We start from the raw sequence: 19,689 nt of genomic DNA on the forward strand, positions 1-19,689 counted from the left end.
ATAATCAAAGGATGCTTTACGCATGGAAGCCACCCCTATAGCATTGGAAGACAAGGTACAGAAAACCAGCTTTGAAATCCTCCCAGAAAACGATGATCAGGGAGGCATTTCATTACGTTGGGATAAAATACGGTTGGAAATGCCCATCCGTGCTGAATAATTTCTTTTCGTTTTTTCTCCTTCTATTTTAAGATTGTGTTTTAGGCTGGTAAATGGCCTGGTGATTATTGGAATATTAGCCATTCAAAGGTGAAAAAAATACCCATGGGGAAAAGGAAGTATTGGTTTAGATTTTAGTCTTATTTTATTGCTTAGACAGAACTGATTAATTTTCAAGCTGATTTAAAAAAAAGTACCGGTTTGACTTTAAAAATCTCCATAAATTATTCAAAATCAAAACTTTTTATGCGCAATCTGGTATAAGTATGTGTAGGGAACAAACAATAATCAGTGCTATAAAAGCAAAAAGAAGATGGTAGAGGAAATGGAAATGTACAACAAGAAGGAGGAGCTTGCAGAAATGAATTTTGATCAATTCGGCATACGCCTGGTATCATCAATGAACGAAAACCCTGATGGATTTGAGGCCATTTGTTTCGAGTTATCAGAAAAATGGGCTTCCCTTTATGGATTATTAAGGGGATTAGCTGAATTATACAAAAGTCCGGTAGCATTTTTAACCAATAATCACAATAAAAAGAACTTTACCTTTTACTATAAGGCCGCTGCCAAAAAAGAAATATCTGCTTTTTTGCATTACATCTTTGGAACACTAGACAAAGAAATTCATTTCAGGAAAGCACTGAGCAAACTTTTAAAAACGAAAATCAGGCAACATAAGGAAAATGAAATGCTTTTCAAGAGTTTAAGCTGAAGATTTTTACCCATTACTTTTTTCCCTAAAAAATGGTTTGATTAATCAGATTTTCGTGCAATTTTTGGACCTTCCTTAGACCAAATAGTAATTACAAGCAGGAATTATGAATAACTATATAGACCTGATTCAGCAAACTTTTGACTTTCCTACCAAAGAATTTAATGTAGCCGATAACCAACTACAATTCAACGGGGTAAACCTGATGGAGATTATAAAGGAGTATGGAACTCCTTTGAAGCTGACTTACTTGCCCAAGATTTCCGAAAACATTCAGAATGCCAAAACATTTTTCGGGAATGCCATGCAAACCCATGCCTATAAGGGCAGCTACACCTATTGTTATTGCACCAAGTCATCTCATTTTAGTTTTGTGGTAGACGAAGCCCTAAAAAACGGGGCACATATTGAGACAAGTTCCACCTTTGATATCCCCCTGGTGAAAAACCTGTACAAACAGGGAAAAATCAATAAGGAAATCTACATTGTTTGTAATGGATTCAAACGGGAACTTTATAAGCAATATGTTTCCGAATTACTCAATGAGGGGTTTACCAACTGCATTCCAGTATTGGACAACTTAACTGAAATCGATTATTATTTGGAGCATGTCAAAGTGCCCTTCAAAGTTGGCATTAGGATAGCAGCAGATGAGGAACCAAAATTTGGTTTTTATACCTCCAGGTTGGGTGTAAGGTACCATGACATCATCAAGCTTTACGAAGAAAAAATAAAAGACAATCCCAATGTAAGCCTCAAAATGCTTCATTTTTTTATCAATTCGGGTATAAGGGATACGGCATACTACTGGTCTGAATTGACTCGTTTTATACAAAAATATGTGGAATTGAAGAAGGTGGCCCCGGAACTGGATACCATGGACGTGGGGGGTGGCTGGCCCATTAAAACCAATGTTTTTTTTGACTATGATTACCAGTACATGGCCGATCAGATCATCAAGAATATCAAATGGATGTGCGCCAAAAACAACACGGTAGAGCCCAATATTTTCACTGAGTTTGGCAGTTATACTGTAGGAGAAAGCGGTGCAGTGATTTATTCGATTCTTGATGAAAAACTGCAAAATGACAAAGAATTGTGGTACATGATAGATGGTTCCTTTATCACCCAGCTGCCTGATAGCTGGGGGTTAAACCAAAAATACATCATGCTGGCCATCAACAACTGGAACAAGGAATACCATAACATTTCTTTGGGAGGGCTTACCTGCGACAGCATGGACTATTATAACTCTGAAGCCCATCAATTTAACATTTACCTTCCAAAGTTAGAGCAAGGTAATCAGCAATACATTGGCTTTTTCCATACCGGTGCCTATCAGGAATCCCTTGGAGGGTATGGAGGCATACAACATTGCCTTATACCTGCTCCAAAACATATCATCATTGACCGGGGACCAGACGGATCTGTGCATCACCGGTTATTCGCGCCCGAACAGGAGAGTTCGGATATGATGAAAATTCTGGGATATGAATAAAATAGGGGCTTCGGCCCTCTTTTTATTTCGAGTGATCATAATGGCAGGTTATTTGATAGGAAGTAAAAGGAACCCATAATTGATCCATTTCTATTCCCTTTCATTAATTGAATCATTTGCATGAGAATATTTTTTCTCCTTTTTTCAGTTTTAGTTATTTCGGGCGAAACTCTCTTTGCCCAGGACAGAAGCGTTTACGAAGGCCCCTATACTTTTCAGGAAATAGAGGGTCTGGCTACTTATGAATTCTTAGATGAAAATGATCAGGACCAGGTCATGGATGGGTTCTTCCGGTTTGACTATCAGGAAAAAGACAGTTTAGATCAAACCATATTGTATAAATTTCAGGTAACAGGCGAGCATGATAGGAACAAACGATCAGGTACCTGGATTTTTGACGAGGAAAAGCACCAGATCATCATTGAAGACGTAGTGGACTTTGAGCTTATCCACAGCCTGATCAGTGAGGAAGTATATGTAGAAGCCGTCTATGAGGAAGGCATAAAAACAGGGGTCTGGACTTTTAAAGAGAATGTGTTCGTTGATGGGGAATTGGCACCCAAAGCTGATGCTACTGGAATCAGCTTTTCGGATGGGAAAATAGTTGAAAACATAGATTACAGAAATTTCGAAGGAGATTTTACCCAATTGATCCGTGGTGAAATCAATACAGAGGGATTTATGGATGGAGAGTGGTCTTTGGTCTACCTGGATAAGGAGGTGCTGGTATCAGAAGTACGAAATTACGAAAATGGATTTCTACTCGGCATCAGACGAAGAAATCTTGAATCCGGAGAAGGAATAGATGAGGTAATCTTTTATGAAACCATAGGTAAATTGCGGCGGTTACAGGAAGGCGATGCAAATTCCTTCAAAATTGCCAATAAAAATTTTGGCCTACCCTATAATGATGGCTTCCAATCGGATAGACCACAGCTAAAAATTCAACAGGCAGGCAACGCCTTTATTGATAGTTTTATTTCCAGGCTGTTGCAATATGATGATGTTTCACCTGACCCATTAGATGGTGAGAGATATCCCTTTTTTACGAGGAGGTTTGAATACAACTTAGATGGAAATCAGGAGAGGCTATTATCCACTATACTGGAAAAGTATGAAAGCCTTGAAGATTCTGTCTCCAAATATGCTGCTTTAAATGCCCTGGAACTTAACGCAGAGAAAAGTGACTCTCTCGCATTTACCAATGCCTATTTTAAGAACCGAAGAAGGAAATTAGATCAAATGAAAGAATTTATAGGCCTGATAAATTCTGATGACATTCGATATTATGATTTGGAAAATTTCACTCGTGGAGGAATAAATTTCCTTTCTCCGATGGAGGTCATTGGCTACACCTATGGAGAGCAACAAAAACGTCAAATATTGAATATGGATGTTGGATACGGGGGTAAATCAGGCTTTCTGGAGGTGGTAGACAGCTATCTGGACGCTGAACTGAATTTAACCACCCAGCTGGCTTCATTCGCTAATGAAGAACTGCATACCCTGGAGGTGAATTCAAGGCTGCTGGCCTTAGAAGAAGAAATATCTGAACAGCGAGCATTGGTAGAAACCTTGTATCAAAATCATAAAGCGATCAATGAAGAAGAAAAACAATTTTTTGACGATATCAGCGATAATTTTCTGAATAACGGATTCAATGAATTGCTGAAGACCTATGCAGAGGCTGATAACTCCGAGGTAAAATCTGATCAGGGGAAAATATTATTGGACTTTTTAAATGAAATGGAAACCTTGTACCCTGCACTGGCAGCTATATTTCCAAGGAATGAAAATCTTGATGAATTGTATAAAGAAGAGACTTTTGACCCCTTTACCTATACCCGCTACAAAGCCAGGGCTAAAGAGAGGCTTTACGAAGCAGGTGCCGTCAAGCTATTCGATCATTATGTAAAGCAATTGGTTCAGGAAAGCGATTATACGCGTATCATTGAACATATCAACCAAATAGAATCGCTCCAACAAAAAATGACAGCACTCCGTGAAGTTTCAACCAAAAGTCTGGAACGCAAAATAGGCAGAAGCAATAACCCCAACCGAATAGCTGCACTATTGGATTTATAAAAAAGAACTACCGTTCAGATGGCTCCTTCCAACTAATTAAGGACTTTAGAAAAATGGCCATTGCCAGAATGATCAAGGAAATGATAATGAAATCAACCGGTAAAAAATATAGCCTGTACCTGATAGGGACATTGATATTTTGTTTGTGGGCCCAATTTTCCTCAGGACAATATATGGAGAATCAGGCTCAGGACAATCCTTCTTTGGAAAAGGAATATCACAGGCAATCCGGATTGTGGTTGGGTCTCTATACCAAATATAAGATTGGTGAAAAACTTTTTTATTATGGGGAGTACCATATGAGACGAAGAGATAAGCTGATCAATAACATGGCCCAGATCTACCTGAGATTTGGCTTGTCTTATTTGGTAAATGAAAAATTCGAAGTGACCGGTGGGATTGTTACACCCTTTTACTGGGCTCCTGAGGACCAATACAGCAGTGAAGAGCAGATTGACAAGGTGGTGAATCAATTCAGGTTTTGGCAACAATTTTTGTTTATACAAAGTATGGGCAGGGTAAAAATTTACCACCAAATCAGAACCGAACAACGATGGAAAAGAGACTACATAGTAGACTCTCCATTTAAGCTTACCCATAGGTTTCGATACAAAATATCTACCTATATCCCCATTAATAAACCGAAATTACAAGACAAAACCTTGTTTTTTTCCGGATATAATGAAATCTTTATCCAGGCCGGAAAGCCAATACTCTACAATTACTTTGAAGATAACCGGCTCTTTCTGGGATTGGGATATGTGATCAACGAAAAGTTTCAGCTTCAGGCAGGCTTCATGAAAAGTATCCAACAGAGGGAAAGGGGCTTTGATTTAAACAATCGGGATATTATCCGTTTCAGTATTTATCATAACCTGGATTTTACACGGAAAAGGAATAAACCACAAATAGAAGAAATTGAACCTGTATTATAAAATTCACCTGCCTTCCTGATTCAGTCACATTGTTTTTTAAAAAATGGATCAAAAATTATTTCAACTATAAATTGCCAGCTGGTTTCCCTACCTGGGGGAAATGAGATGAATCTATTGCTTCCCGTTTTTTTAAGACTTTTGTCCTGATAGGGCTTTAAACCCGAAATATGCATTAGGAATTCTATTACTGACTGAAATTACTTCAAAATCAGTCACTTCGTTGCAGTTTTCTACTTCACCATAGCGGTGATAGTTTCCAATTTGCCTGATCTTCTTGCGATTTCAGCCTTCCTAACGAAACCTAATACATATTCCGATTTAAACTACCTATTTCTGATTATTTTTCAATTTGCAGCCATTGATTTTTAACTAAATTAAGTAATATTGCGTTACATTTTTTAAAAGTTAAATCAGGTGAGTAACAGGAAAAAGTCAATACTTTGTGCAGTTGTGTCCATCCCAATCATTGTTTTCTTTGCTGGTGTAGGGATCATTTATTTCAAACAGGATAAGATTTCAAGGGAAGTTGTTCAATCATTAAACGAAACCTTCAAAGGCCGCCTGGAGATTGATGCCATCAGTCTATCTCCTTTCGCTTCTTTCCCATATATTTCCATTGAAGGTAAAGGCATTCGTTTCTTTGAGGAGAAGAACGCTTCCAGTAATCCTTTATATCAGGCCGAGGAAATTTACATAGGCTTTGATATTTTTAATGTGATTTTTGGCGATCTGGCCATCAAAAGCCTGAAAGTGAAAAACGGTCACCTTGATCTGATTAAAGACCAGACAGGAAATATCAATTTGCTCGAAGCTAAACAATTGAATGAAGAAAGCACATCTTCAGGGGAGGGTTCGATCGAAGTTGACTTGCAGGAAGTAAGCCTCAGCAATATGCGTCTGGCCTATCTGGATCAGCTGGACTCCACCAAAGTGGAAGTTCAGGTTGAACAATTAAAGGGCAGCATTTCCCTGATGGAAAACCATTATTCTTTAGGGGTTGAAAGCAAAGTCATACTGGACTACAGTCAGGCTGGTCAAGCTTCTTTTTTCTATCAAAAGCCGGTCAACATTGATTGGCAGATGGATTTTGACCAAACGAAATCCTTGCTCACCATATTACCATCCAAACTTGAACTGCAAGGAGCACAATTCAGCCTGGATGGTACAGTTGATTTTGACAAAGATTTCTTTACCGACTTGAAAATTTATGGAGAAAAGCCGGATTTTTCCCTTTTTGCTGCCTTTGCGCCAGAAACAATAGGCGAAACCCTGAAAAAATACGACAGTGAAGGTCAAATATACTTTTTAGGCACCATTAAGGGCAAGGCTGCAAGCGGACACTTCCCTTTGGTCAGTGTAGAGTTCGGTTGTGAAAATGCCTATTTTGTTAATCCAAGTGCCGACAAAAAAGTGGATGAATTAAATTTCTCAGGCTTTTTCACCAACGGAGCGGAAAGAAACCTTAAAACCAGCGAATTCCGGTTACAACAGTTTTATGCCAAACCGGATGAGGGTGTTTTTGACGGGCAACTTGTAATCAGAAACTTTGAAGACCCCTATATAAAGGCCAAACTAAAAACAGAATTGGACCTGGAGTTTATTGGAGATTTCTTTGAGATAGAAGGCCTTAGGCAATTGAAAGGTAAAATCAAGCTGGACATGGATCTGGACGAAATTATGGATATGAATGAACCCAATCTAAGTCTTGCAAAACTCAAAGAAGGCATGGATAGCGAACTCACGATTCAAAACCTGTCCTTTAACATTCCCGGATATCCCCTACCTGTAACAGAAGCCAATGGGCATGCCATCATGAAAGATGGGATGGTTTCATTGCACAACCTTTCCTTTTTACTAGGAAACTCTGACTTCAGTTTCGATGGTGAATTGAGTGATTTTACTTCCTTATTTCATGGCTTTGACGAAAACATAAGTTTTGGGTTTTCTGCTTCCTCCAATGAAATCAACCTCCCCGAATTGCTTTCTTTTGACAGCAGCCTGATGTCGCCATCCGGTGAAATCATCAATGACCTAAAAATGAAAGTTGCCTTCCATACCAATGCCCGGAAATTGAAGCAATTTACCTACCTGCCGGAAGGGAATTTCGAGGTACTTGATTTTTATGCCAAACTTAAGCACTACCCGCATGTTTTTCATGACTTTGATGTCAAGGTATCGATTTCTGAAAATGATCTGGAGGTAAATGATTTCACCGGAGAGATTGATGGTAGTGATTTCCACTTTTCTGGATTATTGCAGCATTATCCGAAGTGGTTTCAACCTGTCAAAAAAGGTTTGTCTCAGTTTACCTTTGATTTCAGCTCCAATCACTTCAAAATCAAGGATTTGCTCACCTATAATGGGGTAAATTACCTTCCGGAGGATTACCTGGAAGAAGAATTAAAAGATTTTTCCCTGGAAGGTAATCTGGATTTATGGTACGATACCACCTTCAGGGCAGCAGACTTGCGATTGTCCCACCTGGATGCAAAACTTAACTTACATCCTCTGAAAATAGATGATTTTTCAGGAAAGCTTCATTTTGAAGCTGGAAAGCTTAACATTCAGGATTTTGGAGGTAAAATGGGTGAAAGCGACTTCAGAATCGATATGAACTATTATATGGGGGCAGATAGCCTCCAAAGGGAGCATTCCAATACCTTCGATTTACGGGCAGCAAGTTTGGATTTGGACGCCTTGATGGCCTATGATCCGAATGAAAAGGATCCAAAAAGTCATGAGGATACATTTAATATTTTTGATCTTCCATTTTCAGACATGATTTTTACAGCCGATATCAAAAAAATGAATTACCACACCTTTTGGCTGGAAAATGTAAAAGCCAGCATGAGAAGTACCCGTGACCATTACCTGTATGTGGACAGTCTTTCCCTACAAACAGCAGATGGCAAAATGGGAATGAAAGGCTATTTTAACGGTTCGGATCCGAAGCACATTTATTTTCACAGCGATCTGACCGCTGATCTTCTGGACATTGACAAGCTCATGATCAAGTTCGATAACTTTGGGCAGGACTTGATGATCAATGAAAACCTGCACGGGAAAGTGAGTGGTACCATTACCAGCAAATTCCTGGTTCACCCTGACCTGACCCCTATTATAGAGAAGAGCGAAGCCCATATGGACCTGACTGTAATCCAGGGAAGTCTGGTAAATTTCACTCCCCTACAGGCCATGTCTTCCTATTTTAAGGACAAGAATTTGAATCTGGTTCGTTTTGACACCTTGCAAAACACTTTTGACATCAAGGACGGCATGTTGCTGATTCCCAATATGACAGTCAATTCGAGCCTGGGCTTCATAGAGCTGTCAGGAAGGCAGGGGTTGGATTTAAGCATGGATTATTTTATCAGGGTACCCCTGGGAATGGTCACCCAGGTTGGTTTCCGCTCCCTTTTTGGAGGCAGGAATAAGAATGAAATCAACCCCGATCAGGAAGATAACATCGTCTATCGGGATGAAAATAAAAAAGTTAGATTTGTCAATATACATGTAAAGGGTACACCGGAAGACTACCAGTTTAGCCTGGGGAAAAATAAGGAATAGCCATTCTTTTTGACCTACCCGGGACTCATGTGCAATTTGATCTCTAGATCTATGGCTTCCTCCACACTTACCAATCCTCCCAGCCGGCTTGGTGCTTCCAGATCCAGCTCCTCAAAAGACAGCTGTACTTTACCTTCCAAAACGGACTGATTCCTGTCAAACAATACTCTATCTAACCTCAAACCCTTACCCGCCAGGTTAATGGCCAAATCACCGTAAAGGTTGGATTGTCCCCTGAAAAGACGGAGAACCCTGACTTCACAAAGCGGGTATTCGTCGGCCTTCAAGGTCCTGCGAAAATCCCCATTCAATATAAAATTTCCGCAGCCGAATTCCTTTACAGGAATATTGAAATCAAGGCTGGAACCAGCGGTAGGAATGGCTCCCAAATACAAGGTATCGCCAGTCTGTTCTTTGCCGTAACTGCATTCAAAATCACCTATAGAAGTTTTTCCCTTTACGGTAATTTCTTTATGCTGGATGACAAAAGCTTCTTTCTGAAGGCTTCCCATCCAAAGGATACAACACAACAAAAGACTGGCGATACGCATGATCTTGTGACTTATTAAAGATTAAAAACCTATAACACCTTCAATCATCAGGCCGTTGAATTTTCCACCGTTTCTGATATCGGCAACGGCAAAGTCCTGATAATTCTGGCTCACATATTCCAATTTCGCTAAAATATTTTTGGTAATAAACCAGCCTCCACCGACTTGCACCCTGTTGATGCCGGGCTCCAGGCCATTGGCCATCTCACCTCCCACCTGATTGTACCTTCCTGCCAGGTAAAATTTGTCCATGGCTCCAAACCGGTATACCGCATCTACGCCTACCTGGTTCCAGGTCCTGTCCTCAGTTTCATTGGCAGCCTTTCCTTTGGACTGCTCCAAGGTGCCAAATAATTCCAGACCCTGGAACTTCACAAATGGATTTAGCACCAGTGCTGTGACGTTATCCCTCATACCCGGATTAAACCTACCTGAAGTAAAATTACCGGCAGTGGAAGCCAGGGTATTTTCCATGGCCAGGTAATACCTGGATCCTGCCCTGTCACCAGACCAGAGGGTATTGTTTACCGAACCAGCAGTGGTATAAACAGATCCGGTTAATCTTAGCCTTACTTCATCGTCAAGGGTTTTATCATAACCCAATTTACCTATAAAAGAAGGCTTTCTTCGGCTGGGATTGGTGACTCCTCCCTGGATCTCACCACCAGTCATAGAGGCTACCGCCAAAAACCCATTGTCTTGATAAATAACCTCTGCACCTATCTCGGTAGCAAAAGCATCCATGATGTAGTTGCCTACAAATGGATTGTAAACGGCATTTCCATTGTCTGATCTCCTGTAGTGGGAATCTCCATAGTTGATTTCCATATGACCAACCTTAATGGTTACCTTCTCCATGACTTGATCGAAAAAGGAGCTGTTTAGAAATTGGAGTTTGTCAAACTGCAGGTAACCTCCTTTAACCCAGGTTTCAGGGTGGTGTCTGGAAGAAAGGTAGGTAATAAGATTAAGCCGAATTCCATCTGCCAGTGCCACATCAATGTTCAAATTGGCCGTGGCCAGGTTAAATCCAGAACCAATATCCATCAATTGATTGGTATTGACACCATTTTCATTCATTACCGGACTTGCCGTGTTTTCGTGACTCAGGGATTGGAACTGCTGAGCAAACGCCCCTCCTATTCTTACCCTGACCCCATCAAAAGCCACTGTATCAGCTTTCCCGGTTTCAAATACATTGATTCCTCGTTGGTCATAAGGTCTCCAAAATTGCATGTCTCGCTGCTGGGCCATGCTGGTAAAGGACCACAAAATTGCTGCTGCTACTAATATAATTTTGCTTTTCATGATAATAAAAGTTTTAATTTACTGGGTTAAGATTCATTTCAATTGTAATGCTCATGTCATCGCCTGTTTTGATCGTTCCAAAAACAGCGGTAGGTGGATCCACACCAAAATCAGTCAGTTTTATTTTTGCCGAGCCCCTTACCTTGACTTCGGATCCATCAGGAGAGAGGCTTAAAAGAAAAGGAACGGTACGGGTTTCTCCGGCAATCTGAAGTCTCCCGGAAGCTTTCCAGTCATTTCCGCCATCCTGATTGGCTTCTAGCAGGGTAAAGGTAATATTCGGGTGATCTCCTTCATTCAGCGCCTTGTAGGCATTGTTGTCCATTTGGTTTTTACCGCTTTTGAGAGAAGCTACGGGCATGGTAAATCTAGCCGAACCGATGCTAGTAACCTTTCCGGCAGAAATTCTCATCGAAGCATTCCCCTGAACATCTGAGGACACCATGTCCCAGTCATGAAGGGTAGAAGTGCCGGACACTTTCATTTCAGGTTTACCGGAAATTTTATAGGATTGTTGGGTAAAGGCTTGTTGGCTGAACAGCCCCACAAAAATCAAAGCTGCCAATACCAATTTTTTGGAGATTATATACATAATAATGTGGTTTAGGTCAATAAAAAACAATATTTTGTTTATAAAATACTGTTTTTTTCAATTTTGATACCTCAAAGGTATAGAGAGCCAACTTACAAAAACATGACCAAAATCAGTAAAAAATATGATCTTTTCTTTTAGTTCGCGCCAGTGAATCAGTAATTAATCCTCCCGTTTCACAGGAAAGGAAAAAGCCATGTTAGAATTAATTATTTGTTTAGTTACTAACGCAAAAAAATAAGCTATGAAATAGAATTTCATAGCTTAAGTCAATTAACAATAAACCCAAAATAACCAAGTTGTAAAAGAAGGATTCGAACCTTCCATGAAAAACTTCACCGCCAGACCCTTTAAAAGGCTTTACATGTCTTAAATCCCTCTGATTTAATAATACAAAGATAGAGAAAAAAATTATTTTAGAAAAGAAAGGTGTTCTTTTTATAAAAATTTATTTTAATTAAATTTTTACCTCAAAAAATTACGAATTATCTAATTTTATACCTGGAAAAGCGGTATCAATTAACAATATTATATTCTGTATGTGAGATTATTTCAGAGTCAAAAAAAATATTCTTCTAATTACTTGATCAATTCCTCTTCAATGATCAGATTCTCTTCCCAAAACCATTCTCCATTGACCTTTTCTAATTTCCGGTGTTTGCTTCCGGGTGCATGGGGACTGTCATTTTTTATGACCCACCTGGCATCTCCTGCCTTTACTTCAGCATACGCTTCCATCCCTGCCAGGTTATGGTGTTCCTCCGGGTCATTTTCATGGTCCTACACTTCTTCAGCCCCATTGGCATAGCGGATATAAATCAAACTACTTTCTGGTAGCAAATAAGGGTACATGGGGCAAAAAGAATCCTACAGGCATAAAGAATGGTTGTCCACCGCCATCTTGCTTCAATTTACCCAACTTTTTCTCTGCCCATGAGGCCACTTTATAATCATTCCTTACGCTGTCTCCTTCCTCAGGATACTTGTCCCTTCAGTGCCCCTACCCAATCGTTAAGGTCATCTACGGCAATGAACAACACATTGGGTGGCTCATTCGACTGAGCAAGGACCGGACTGCCGGTCAAAAACAGTCCTATACAGGCAATCCATAACTTCAGTAACAACATAATATTTTCAATTTAATGAAAAGCAAGTTTCCATATATTGCCCCCTTTTTCCCTGCCACCATATTCCAAAACATACAGGGCACCACCCAAAAGAACCGCATCTACTGGTTGGGAAAAACCCTCAGCAACCCGATAACTGTGAAGGCTAAAATTGTTCTCATTATCATCGTATTCCAGGTCCAGCAGCAATAAGTCTTCGCCGTTATTTGTGAAAGGCTGCATCAGGACCGAACGCTTCCCATTGGTATACCTCAAAACCAGCGCTTTGTTTTTAAATCTTCCCGGAAGCTCTCCTTTGGTATCGAAGACCAAACCCAGGGGAGAAGAATGGGGAGTGAAGGTAGTCATACCTATCCCCAAATCAGAAGCATCCTGAATTTTTCCGGAAAGAGTATCTCTGAATTTATCCGCATCCGGACCATAATTCACAAAGCCCGGACTAAATATTACACCTGCAGGCCTTTCAGGGAAGTCAGGATCATTGTAAAAATCATCCGGCCAGGCAGCAGCACCCGGGTTTAAAAAGGGATCCTTTTCCGGATCAGGTTCCCAATCCGCAAATTGCTGGGGTGTGTGCATGCCTCCCATTACCCAGGGATAGCCATAATGGTGCCCTTCCCTTACCCAAATCATATCTTCATTCTGATCGTAGTCTCCTGAATTTACCACAGCGAATAAACGGCCCTCCCCATCCAGTGCCAGGTCGAAAGCATTTCGTATACCCTCTGCAAAAAGGAAGCCCCTACGGACCAGTTCGTCCCTGTTGTTTGGAAGAAAAAGGTCCTTACTATCAATGGGGATGCGGAAAATTTTGGCTGTGAGGGCCTCATCCCTGGAATGGGGGTAGGCCCCCAGGTTATCCTGAACTTCACCATGATCGGTACGACTTCCACTCACGACAAAAATAGATCCTCCATCCCTGCTTACCTGTAAAGCCGACCAACCATGATCAAATGGGGTATTGGTGGTTCCGTATGCTTCCGTAGTAAAAACTACTTCTACGACCTTTTGACCTTCCTCGTCCCAATACACCCGCACCATCCTTCCTTCGGTCCCTTTATTGTCATTCACACGGGTGTTTCCGCTTAAATAAAGCTGCCCTTTCCACATGGTTGCTCCCTGTAACCGAAGTATTCCGTGGTCTTCCAGATCCAAAACCTTTACTGGCACCTGAGGAAGTTCCGTAGCGATGCGATAAACTTCCCCTTTCAAGGTGGCGTACCACAGGTATTTACCACCCTGGCTTTGCCAAATCCTTACGGCTCCCGGAGCCACTTTTGCCCAGTGGTCAATCTCAATTTCCTGATCTAAAGCCTGAGGAGAATGGATGGAATCGTTTACTTTGGCCAGATGCTCAAGATTCCTGATATGCCCTACCAACTGCCAACGCTGCATTTCAGACAAAACCTCCTTGAAGGAGGGCATGACTCCTTTTCCTGAGGTCAACTTATAAAACAGCTGACCATCAGATTGAGATTGAACATTATCAGCGCGCAAATCAGCAGGTTGATTTCCCATCGCCTGACCGGCCGGGCCATCTCCACTTCCCGAGACTCCATGACAAGAGCTACAATACAGTTGAAAAAGTGCTTGTCCTTCAGTCAGATGTGCTTCTGCAGGGGGCAAAGGGTTGGTAAGCATAAGCGCACTTTCCGGTACCTCCCATTCAGAACCGACTTGTTTTTCTTTTTGATTACAAGAAAATAACAAACCAATTACAGCCAATATGGTCATTAAGGTATCCCGGGTTCGATGCATGGAGTATCAGGTACTAAACCCCCTTAAGATAAAAAATATTTTTTGAAATTATTTCTCCTCCTTACCAATTTAACAAAAAAACGGTTTCATTTGGAGTACATACCTTATCATCCATGGTCAAGGGAACAAATACCCAATTTTTTGTATCTTTAAATTTGAATCATTATCATTTACCATTCTATACCTAAGACATGATCAAACAAACCTTTATAGCTGTCCTTTTCATGTTGCTTTCCTGGAAAAGCATGGCCCAGGAAGGCGTTAACCAAATTAATCTTGGATTCGATGCAGGGATAACCCTGAATGAATATTACCAAACCCAATTCCCGGCAGGATTTGGAGCCTCCATCAAAGGGCTTTATGGGCTGGGTTTGAATGGGCAGGTTTCCCTGACTGGCAACTACCTGTATTTCCCATTGGATCCGGCTTATATTTTACCTACCGGGGAAAACCTGTCACTTCATCTTATCCCTGTTTTGGCTGGCTACCGGTTGAATTTTGAACCTTTTTTCTTCGAACCCCAAGTGGGCGGTACGCTGTTTATCAACCACTACAAAAATGAGCCCAACAGCTACTCAGAAAGTAATATTGAGTTTTCCTTTGCCGCAGAATTGGGCTATATGCTAAACAATGTCGAATTGAGTTTGCGGTACCAGCATGCAGGACCATCCCCCTTTCAGATGGCCTTCCTGGGGATACGGGCGGCTTATATCATCCCCTTTGGTCTCTGATAAAAAATGCTTGTCATAAAAATACAGCGGCCGGTAGCAACTATATATATGGCTACCGGCCGCTGTATTTCATGTGTCTATAATTTGTTCTTTAATGGTCACATGGAATCTCGCATGGTTGACAGTCATCTCTCCGTGTGTCGCTAGCGACATGCTCGATTTCATCTGTTTATAATTGGATTTTTAATGGTCAGATGGAATCTTTGACGATTAAAATAATCATTGCCCTGTATGTTTAATGATGATTTTAATCGTGTCGATTTCACGACATGATAAAGTTAAAATCTCAGGTTGTATACACAGAATTAAACATCACATAATCTGTGGTAAGGTCAGATCCCCAACCTACGGCCTCCTGCTTGCCAGTATTGATTTCCAGACGAATTTTAATGTGGGATTCCCTGAGCAGTTTTTTCATGTGGTTTTTGTCAAAGGACGTGGGTGTCCCCCTTTCCAATACCAAAACCTGATTATTTGCATCACCCAGGTAAAGATTAGCCTTTTTATAATTAAAGCTGATGCCTGCATTTCCACAGGCAGCGATGATCCTTCCCCAATTGGGATCCCTGCCAAACATGGCTGTTTTCACCAAAGTTGAATCTGAAATGGCCCTTACCAATTTCATCGCTACATTTTCTGAAATGGCCTTGGTAACCTTGTATTCAATAAATTTAGACGCACCCTCACCATCAGAAACAATTAGCTTTGCCAGGTGAATTAGAATTTCCTGAAGCTTTTCCTTAAAAGTCACAAACAATGGGTCTGATTCACTGGTCACTTTCTTATTTCCTGCCATTCCATTGGCCAGAATGGCTACCATGTCATTCGTAGAAGTATCTCCATCTACCGTAATCATATTGAAAGAGCGGTCAACGCAATACTTCAGGGTTTTTTGCAGCAGCTTTTCGTCAATGGAAATATCTGTAGCCAAAAAACACAGCATGGTAGCCATATTTGGATGGATCATACCCGAGCCCTTCGCTATTCCCCCAATGGCAATGGTATTTCCTTCCCAGTCAAAATCCACAAAACCTTCCTTGGCAAAGGTATCGGTCGTCAAAATGGCGTTGGCTAAAAAAGAGCCTGCTTTGGGATCATTAGATAATTTGGGAACAGTGGATTTGATGCCTTCTACAACTTCTTCCGTTGGAAATGGCTCCCCAATCAGTCCGGTAGAGGCAACAATCACATCTTCGGGTGATATATTCAGGGCCTCCGCCAGGGTATTTGCCATGGCTTCTGCTCCTCTGCGTCCCTGTTCACCTGTACAGGCATTGGCATTCCCTGCATTGCAGACGATGACCTGGGCCCTGTTATTTTTCAGGTTTCGTTTGGTCACCTTAATGGGCTCTGCCTGCACTTTGTTTTGGGTTAGGGTAGCAGCCGCCGCTGCGGGAACTTCAGAATAGATCAGTGCCAAATCCCTTCTCATAGATTTAATTCCCGAGTGTGCTCCCCAACACTTAATCCCCTTTACACTGGTAATATTTTTTATCATTTTATCTGTGCTTTTATGGTTGCATGGGTACCTGATTCAAACCGGTGGATTCCTCCATCCCCAACATTAAATTCATATTGTGTACGGCTTGTCCGGCAGCCCCTTTCACCAGGTTATCAATCGCAGTAACTACAATAGCTCTTTTGGTCCGGTCATCCCAAAAGGGATAAATATCAGCATAATTGCTACCCCTAACTTCCTTGATGGAAGGAGCCTGATTTCTCAGCCTCACAAATGGCTTGTTTCTGTAAAAATCCTGATACATTTTATCAAGCTTTTCCTGGCTCATCTCTCCTTCAATGCTCATGTAGGCTGTTGCCAAAATCCCCCGGTCTACTGGTAACAAGTGCGGGGTAAACTGTAAATAAACCGATTTTTTCAGTAAAAATGAAAGCTGTTCCTGGATTTCCACCGTATGCCGGTGATTGCCAATACCATAAGCTTTAAAATTATCATTTACATTTGAGAAATGGGTCGTATTACTGGCTTTCACTCCCGCCCCTGTTATTCCTGACTTGGCATCAATGATGGCTCCTTTGGGATCCACCTTTCCTGTTTGAAATAAAGGTGCAAGGCCGAGTATGGAGGCAGTTGGGTAACAGCCTGGATTGGCCACCAACGATGCCTTCCTGATCCTTTCTTCATGCAATTCAGGCATGCCATATACCGCCTGCTCAAATCCTTCCGGAAAGGTATGGTCTTTTTTGTACCAATCCTCATATACTTCAGGTGTAGAAAGCCTGAAATCTCCTGATAAATCAATGATTTTTATTCCGGAATCTTGCCACTTCTTTACGAACTCCATAGAAACACCATGAGGAAGGGCAAGAAAAATCACATTTAAACCTGCGACATCCACCTCGTTGGCACTGACCAGTACCAGATCTAAAATTCCCGAAAATTGTCCGTGAAGATCAGAGAATTTTTTGCCTTGATGGGATTCAGAAGTAATATTGATGATCTCTACCTCCGGATGATTGACCAGTATCCGGGCCAGTTCGGAACCTGTATAACCGGAAGCACCAATGATACTGACTTTGTATGTATTATTTTTCATCTTGCTCTATGGATAATATGATTGCTTTTAACTTGTCCAACACCTTCACCAAATCTTCTTCTGGAATATTCAGTGGGGGAACCAGACGCAAGACAGACTCTGCCGTAGCATTGGCAATGACCCCATCATCCATCAGTGCTTTTACAATAGGCGCTGCCGGTCTGTCCAGCTGAATGCCTATCATCAACCCTATGCCTCTCACTTCTTTGATCATGGGATGATCTTTTGACCAGGAGCGGACGATGCCCATTAACCAGTCACCTTTCTCCTTTGCTGCCTGGCAAAGGTTTTCTTCCAGTATGGTTTTGATGGTAGCGAGGGCAGCAGCCGAAGCAAGGGGGTTGCCTCCAAAAGTGGTTCCATGGTCTCCATAGTCTATCGCTGCTCCCACTTTTTCGTTACAAAGGAAAGCACCTACCGGCATTCCTCCACCCAGGCCTTTGGCCAAAGTCATGATATCCGGTTGTACCCCAAAATGATCCTTGGCAAAAAGGTGACCTGTCCGGCCAATGCCACACTGGATTTCATCAAAAATCAATAAGATGTCATTTTCATCGCACAGTTTTCTCACTTTCTGGAGATAAGCTTTATCTGCCGGTATAATTCCTCCTTCTCCTTGCACAGGTTCCAGGATAACTGCTGCGGTATCCGGAGTGATGGCCTTTTCCAGGGCTTCAATGTCATTGAAATCTACCTGAACAAAGCCTGTGGGAATCGGCGCAAAACCTTTTTGATATTTTGCCTGTCCGGTAGCAATGGTGGCTAAGGTTCGGCCATGAAAGGAGGTTTTCATGGAAATGATCTCTCCTCCTTTTTTCTGTTTTGAAGCGTATTTTCTCGCAATCTTGATCGCTCCCTCCACTGATTCTGCCCCACTATTGGTTAAAAACACATGGGCTAACTTACTCAGGTCTACCAGGAGTTTACTAAGTGCCACCTGAGGAGGACTGACGAAGAAATTGGAAATATGCATCAATTCGGCTGCCTGGTCCTGAATGGCGCTCACTACCTTGGGATGACAGTGCCCCAGGTTATTTACGGCAATACCTGCCAGCATGTCTATATACTCCTTCCCATCTGCATCCCAAACCCGGCTTCCTTTACCTTTAATAAGTGCTAAAGGAAAGCGCTTAAAAGTAGGTAAGTAATGTTTTTTGTCTTCCTCATATAAATATTCATTAGAAATCTGCATGTTTATTGAGTTATGGTTGTTCCTATTGTTTTTTGATTGATGATATATTCTGAAATTTGATCTGGTTGGGTGCCATTTAAAATTACAGCTTGCTTCACTCCGGCTTTCAGGGCAGCCACGCAGGATTCAATTTTAGGTATCATTCCACCCTTTATGGCTTTTCCATAATATTTGGGAACAGTTTCCAGGTCTACCTCCCTGAGAATAGAAGCTGGATCCGGAAAATCGAGATAGAGACCATCCACATCTGTGAGTACAATATACGCATCTACTTCCAAAGCCGCAGCAATCTTACCGGCAAATACATCTCCATTGATATTGAAATCATTGCCATGCTCGTCTGAGGCAATGCAGGTAACCACTGGAGTAAAGCCATTATCGAGCAAAATATTTAATAGTAAAGGATTGACCACCTTCACATCACCTACCTGCCCCAGGTCTACCTGACTTTCTTCACCGGCTTCATTGCGTACCTGGTGCCATCTTTTCTCGGCAATCGCCAGTTTACCATCTTTTCCGGAAAGGCCTACAGCCTGCAAGCCCTGCCTGTTGAGTAAATTAACCAATGAGCTGTTTACTTCTCCTTTCAGGGTTTTTTCTATGCATCCCAAAGCCTCTGGGCTGGTATGGCGGTGACCATCAAAAAATTGGGATTCAATGCCCGCTTCTTCCAAAGATTTATTGATGAAAGGACCTCCTCCATGAACCAAAATCACCTGGGTTCCATGGTCATGCAAGGATTTAATTTTTTGAGCAATGGCTGCTTTTAATTTCTCATTGACCATTGCATTCCCACCATATTTGATGAGAATTTTTCGGTATTCCATTATATTTTAATTTGGTTGAAATTCGATTTGAAAAAACATTGCAAAATAAAAAAGCAATAATTATACCAAGGAAAAAAAATTATATTGAA

General features: G+C 41.4%; 17 protein-coding genes. 7 read left to right on the forward strand and 10 right to left on the reverse strand.

Annotated features, from left to right (window positions below; translation table 11 throughout):
- Positions 1-22: 22 nt before the first annotated feature.
- The 6 genes from GL182_RS06780 (at position 23) to GL182_RS06805 (ending at position 8,959) form a co-directional block, all read left to right on the forward strand.
- Entirely contained in the window at positions 23-160 is a 138-nt protein-coding gene (locus tag GL182_RS06780; RefSeq protein WP_163378884.1) for a hypothetical protein, read from the forward strand.
- Between the two features lie 312 nt (positions 161-472).
- On the forward strand, positions 473-874 hold the full coding sequence (locus tag GL182_RS06785) for a hypothetical protein (RefSeq protein ID WP_163378885.1): 402 nt from the start codon (positions 473-475) through the stop codon (positions 872-874).
- Between the two features lie 106 nt (positions 875-980).
- Positions 981-2,372: an arginine decarboxylase gene (locus GL182_RS06790; RefSeq protein ID WP_163378886.1), complete on the forward strand. Its 1,392-nt coding sequence runs from the start codon at positions 981-983 to the stop codon at positions 2,370-2,372.
- A gap of 120 nt (positions 2,373-2,492) precedes the next feature.
- Positions 2,493-4,457, forward strand: a complete 1,965-nt coding sequence (locus GL182_RS06795) for a hypothetical protein (RefSeq protein ID WP_163378887.1) — start codon at positions 2,493-2,495, stop codon at positions 4,455-4,457.
- A 53-nt stretch (positions 4,458-4,510) separates the two neighbouring features.
- Entirely contained in the window at positions 4,511-5,392 is an 882-nt protein-coding gene (locus tag GL182_RS06800) for a DUF2490 domain-containing protein (protein ID WP_163378888.1), read from the forward strand.
- Between the two features lie 414 nt (positions 5,393-5,806).
- Positions 5,807-8,959, forward strand: a complete 3,153-nt coding sequence (locus tag GL182_RS06805) for an AsmA-like C-terminal region-containing protein (RefSeq protein WP_163378889.1) — start codon at positions 5,807-5,809, stop codon at positions 8,957-8,959.
- 14 nt (positions 8,960-8,973) lie between these two features.
- Here GL182_RS06805 and GL182_RS06810 read toward each other — a convergent pair whose 3' ends face one another.
- The 6 genes from GL182_RS06810 to GL182_RS06835 all read right to left on the reverse strand — a co-directional run bounded on the left by GL182_RS06810 (position 8,974) and on the right by GL182_RS06835 (position 14,295).
- Entirely contained in the window at positions 8,974-9,510 is a 537-nt protein-coding gene (locus GL182_RS06810) for a hypothetical protein (protein WP_163378890.1), read from the reverse strand.
- A 21-nt stretch (positions 9,511-9,531) separates the two neighbouring features.
- Positions 9,532-10,818, reverse strand: coding sequence for a hypothetical protein (locus GL182_RS06815; RefSeq protein ID WP_163378891.1), 1,287 nt, complete (start codon positions 10,816-10,818; stop codon positions 9,532-9,534).
- Positions 10,819-10,831: 13 nt separating this feature from the next.
- Positions 10,832-11,410 (reverse strand): YceI family protein, encoded by a 579-nt coding sequence (locus GL182_RS06820; RefSeq protein ID WP_163378892.1) that lies wholly within the window; start codon positions 11,408-11,410, stop codon positions 10,832-10,834.
- A 579-nt stretch (positions 11,411-11,989) separates the two neighbouring features.
- Positions 11,990-12,148, reverse strand: a complete 159-nt coding sequence (locus GL182_RS06825) for a hypothetical protein (RefSeq protein ID WP_163378893.1) — start codon at positions 12,146-12,148, stop codon at positions 11,990-11,992.
- Between the two features lie 236 nt (positions 12,149-12,384).
- On the reverse strand, positions 12,385-12,537 hold the full coding sequence (locus tag GL182_RS06830; RefSeq protein WP_163378894.1) for a hypothetical protein: 153 nt from the start codon (positions 12,535-12,537) through the stop codon (positions 12,385-12,387).
- 12 nt (positions 12,538-12,549) lie between these two features.
- Positions 12,550-14,295, reverse strand: coding sequence for a c-type cytochrome (locus GL182_RS06835; RefSeq protein ID WP_240469714.1), 1,746 nt, complete (start codon positions 14,293-14,295; stop codon positions 12,550-12,552).
- 191 nt (positions 14,296-14,486) lie between these two features.
- Between GL182_RS06835 and GL182_RS06840 the strand changes: the two genes are divergently transcribed.
- Entirely contained in the window at positions 14,487-15,026 is a 540-nt protein-coding gene (locus GL182_RS06840) for an outer membrane beta-barrel protein (RefSeq protein WP_163378895.1), read from the forward strand.
- A gap of 286 nt (positions 15,027-15,312) precedes the next feature.
- Here the strand turns inward: GL182_RS06840 and argJ are convergent, their stop codons facing one another.
- Genes argJ through argB form a run of 4 tightly spaced genes read right to left on the reverse strand, consistent with a single transcriptional unit; the run spans position 15,313 to position 19,600 of the window.
- A complete protein-coding gene (argJ, locus tag GL182_RS06845; protein WP_163378896.1) occupies positions 15,313-16,524 on the reverse strand; it encodes a bifunctional glutamate N-acetyltransferase/amino-acid acetyltransferase ArgJ in 1,212 nt (403 codons plus the stop codon).
- 13 nt (positions 16,525-16,537) lie between these two features.
- Entirely contained in the window at positions 16,538-17,581 is a 1,044-nt protein-coding gene (argC, locus tag GL182_RS06850; RefSeq protein WP_163378897.1) for an N-acetyl-gamma-glutamyl-phosphate reductase, read from the reverse strand.
- Positions 17,571-18,773, reverse strand: a complete 1,203-nt coding sequence (locus GL182_RS06855) for an aspartate aminotransferase family protein (protein ID WP_163378898.1) — start codon at positions 18,771-18,773, stop codon at positions 17,571-17,573. Before GL182_RS06855 ends, argC begins: the two co-directional genes overlap by 11 nt.
- 2 nt (positions 18,774-18,775) lie before the next feature.
- Positions 18,776-19,600 (reverse strand): acetylglutamate kinase, encoded by an 825-nt coding sequence (gene argB, locus GL182_RS06860; protein WP_163378899.1) that lies wholly within the window; start codon positions 19,598-19,600, stop codon positions 18,776-18,778.
- Positions 19,601-19,689: the final 89 nt, after the last annotated feature.

The organism is Cyclobacterium sp. SYSU L10401, from assembly GCF_010993705.1.
Taxonomy (GTDB): Bacteria; Bacteroidota; Bacteroidia; order Cytophagales; family Cyclobacteriaceae; genus Cyclobacterium.

Bases quoted from the DNA above. Each gene is read 5' to 3' on its own strand.
- GL182_RS06835 (WP_240469714.1), bottom strand. From the start codon at position 14,295: ATGCATCGAACCCGGGATACCTTAATGACCATATTGGCTGTAATTGGT.
- GL182_RS06785 (WP_163378885.1), top strand. From the start codon at position 473: ATGGTAGAGGAAATGGAAATGTACAACAAGAAGGAGGAGCTTGCAGAA.
- GL182_RS06830 (WP_163378894.1), bottom strand. From the start codon at position 12,537: ATGTTGTTACTGAAGTTATGGATTGCCTGTATAGGACTGTTTTTGACC.
- GL182_RS06855 (WP_163378898.1), bottom strand. From the start codon at position 18,773: ATGCAGATTTCTAATGAATATTTATATGAGGAAGACAAAAAACATTAC.
- GL182_RS06800 (WP_163378888.1), top strand. From the start codon at position 4,511: ATGGCCATTGCCAGAATGATCAAGGAAATGATAATGAAATCAACCGGT.
- argC (WP_163378897.1), bottom strand. From the start codon at position 17,581: ATGAAAAATAATACATACAAAGTCAGTATCATTGGTGCTTCCGGTTAT.
- GL182_RS06840 (WP_163378895.1), top strand. From the start codon at position 14,487: ATGATCAAACAAACCTTTATAGCTGTCCTTTTCATGTTGCTTTCCTGG.
- GL182_RS06795 (WP_163378887.1), top strand. From the start codon at position 2,493: ATGAGAATATTTTTTCTCCTTTTTTCAGTTTTAGTTATTTCGGGCGAA.
- GL182_RS06790 (WP_163378886.1), top strand. From the start codon at position 981: ATGAATAACTATATAGACCTGATTCAGCAAACTTTTGACTTTCCTACC.
- GL182_RS06825 (WP_163378893.1), bottom strand. From the start codon at position 12,148: ATGGAAGCGTATGCTGAAGTAAAGGCAGGAGATGCCAGGTGGGTCATA.
- argB (WP_163378899.1), bottom strand. From the start codon at position 19,600: ATGGAATACCGAAAAATTCTCATCAAATATGGTGGGAATGCAATGGTC.
- GL182_RS06820 (WP_163378892.1), bottom strand. From the start codon at position 11,410: ATGTATATAATCTCCAAAAAATTGGTATTGGCAGCTTTGATTTTTGTG.
- GL182_RS06815 (WP_163378891.1), bottom strand. From the start codon at position 10,818: ATGAAAAGCAAAATTATATTAGTAGCAGCAGCAATTTTGTGGTCCTTT.
- argJ (WP_163378896.1), bottom strand. From the start codon at position 16,524: ATGATAAAAAATATTACCAGTGTAAAGGGGATTAAGTGTTGGGGAGCA.
- GL182_RS06810 (WP_163378890.1), bottom strand. From the start codon at position 9,510: ATGCGTATCGCCAGTCTTTTGTTGTGTTGTATCCTTTGGATGGGAAGC.
- GL182_RS06780 (WP_163378884.1), top strand. From the start codon at position 23: ATGGAAGCCACCCCTATAGCATTGGAAGACAAGGTACAGAAAACCAGC.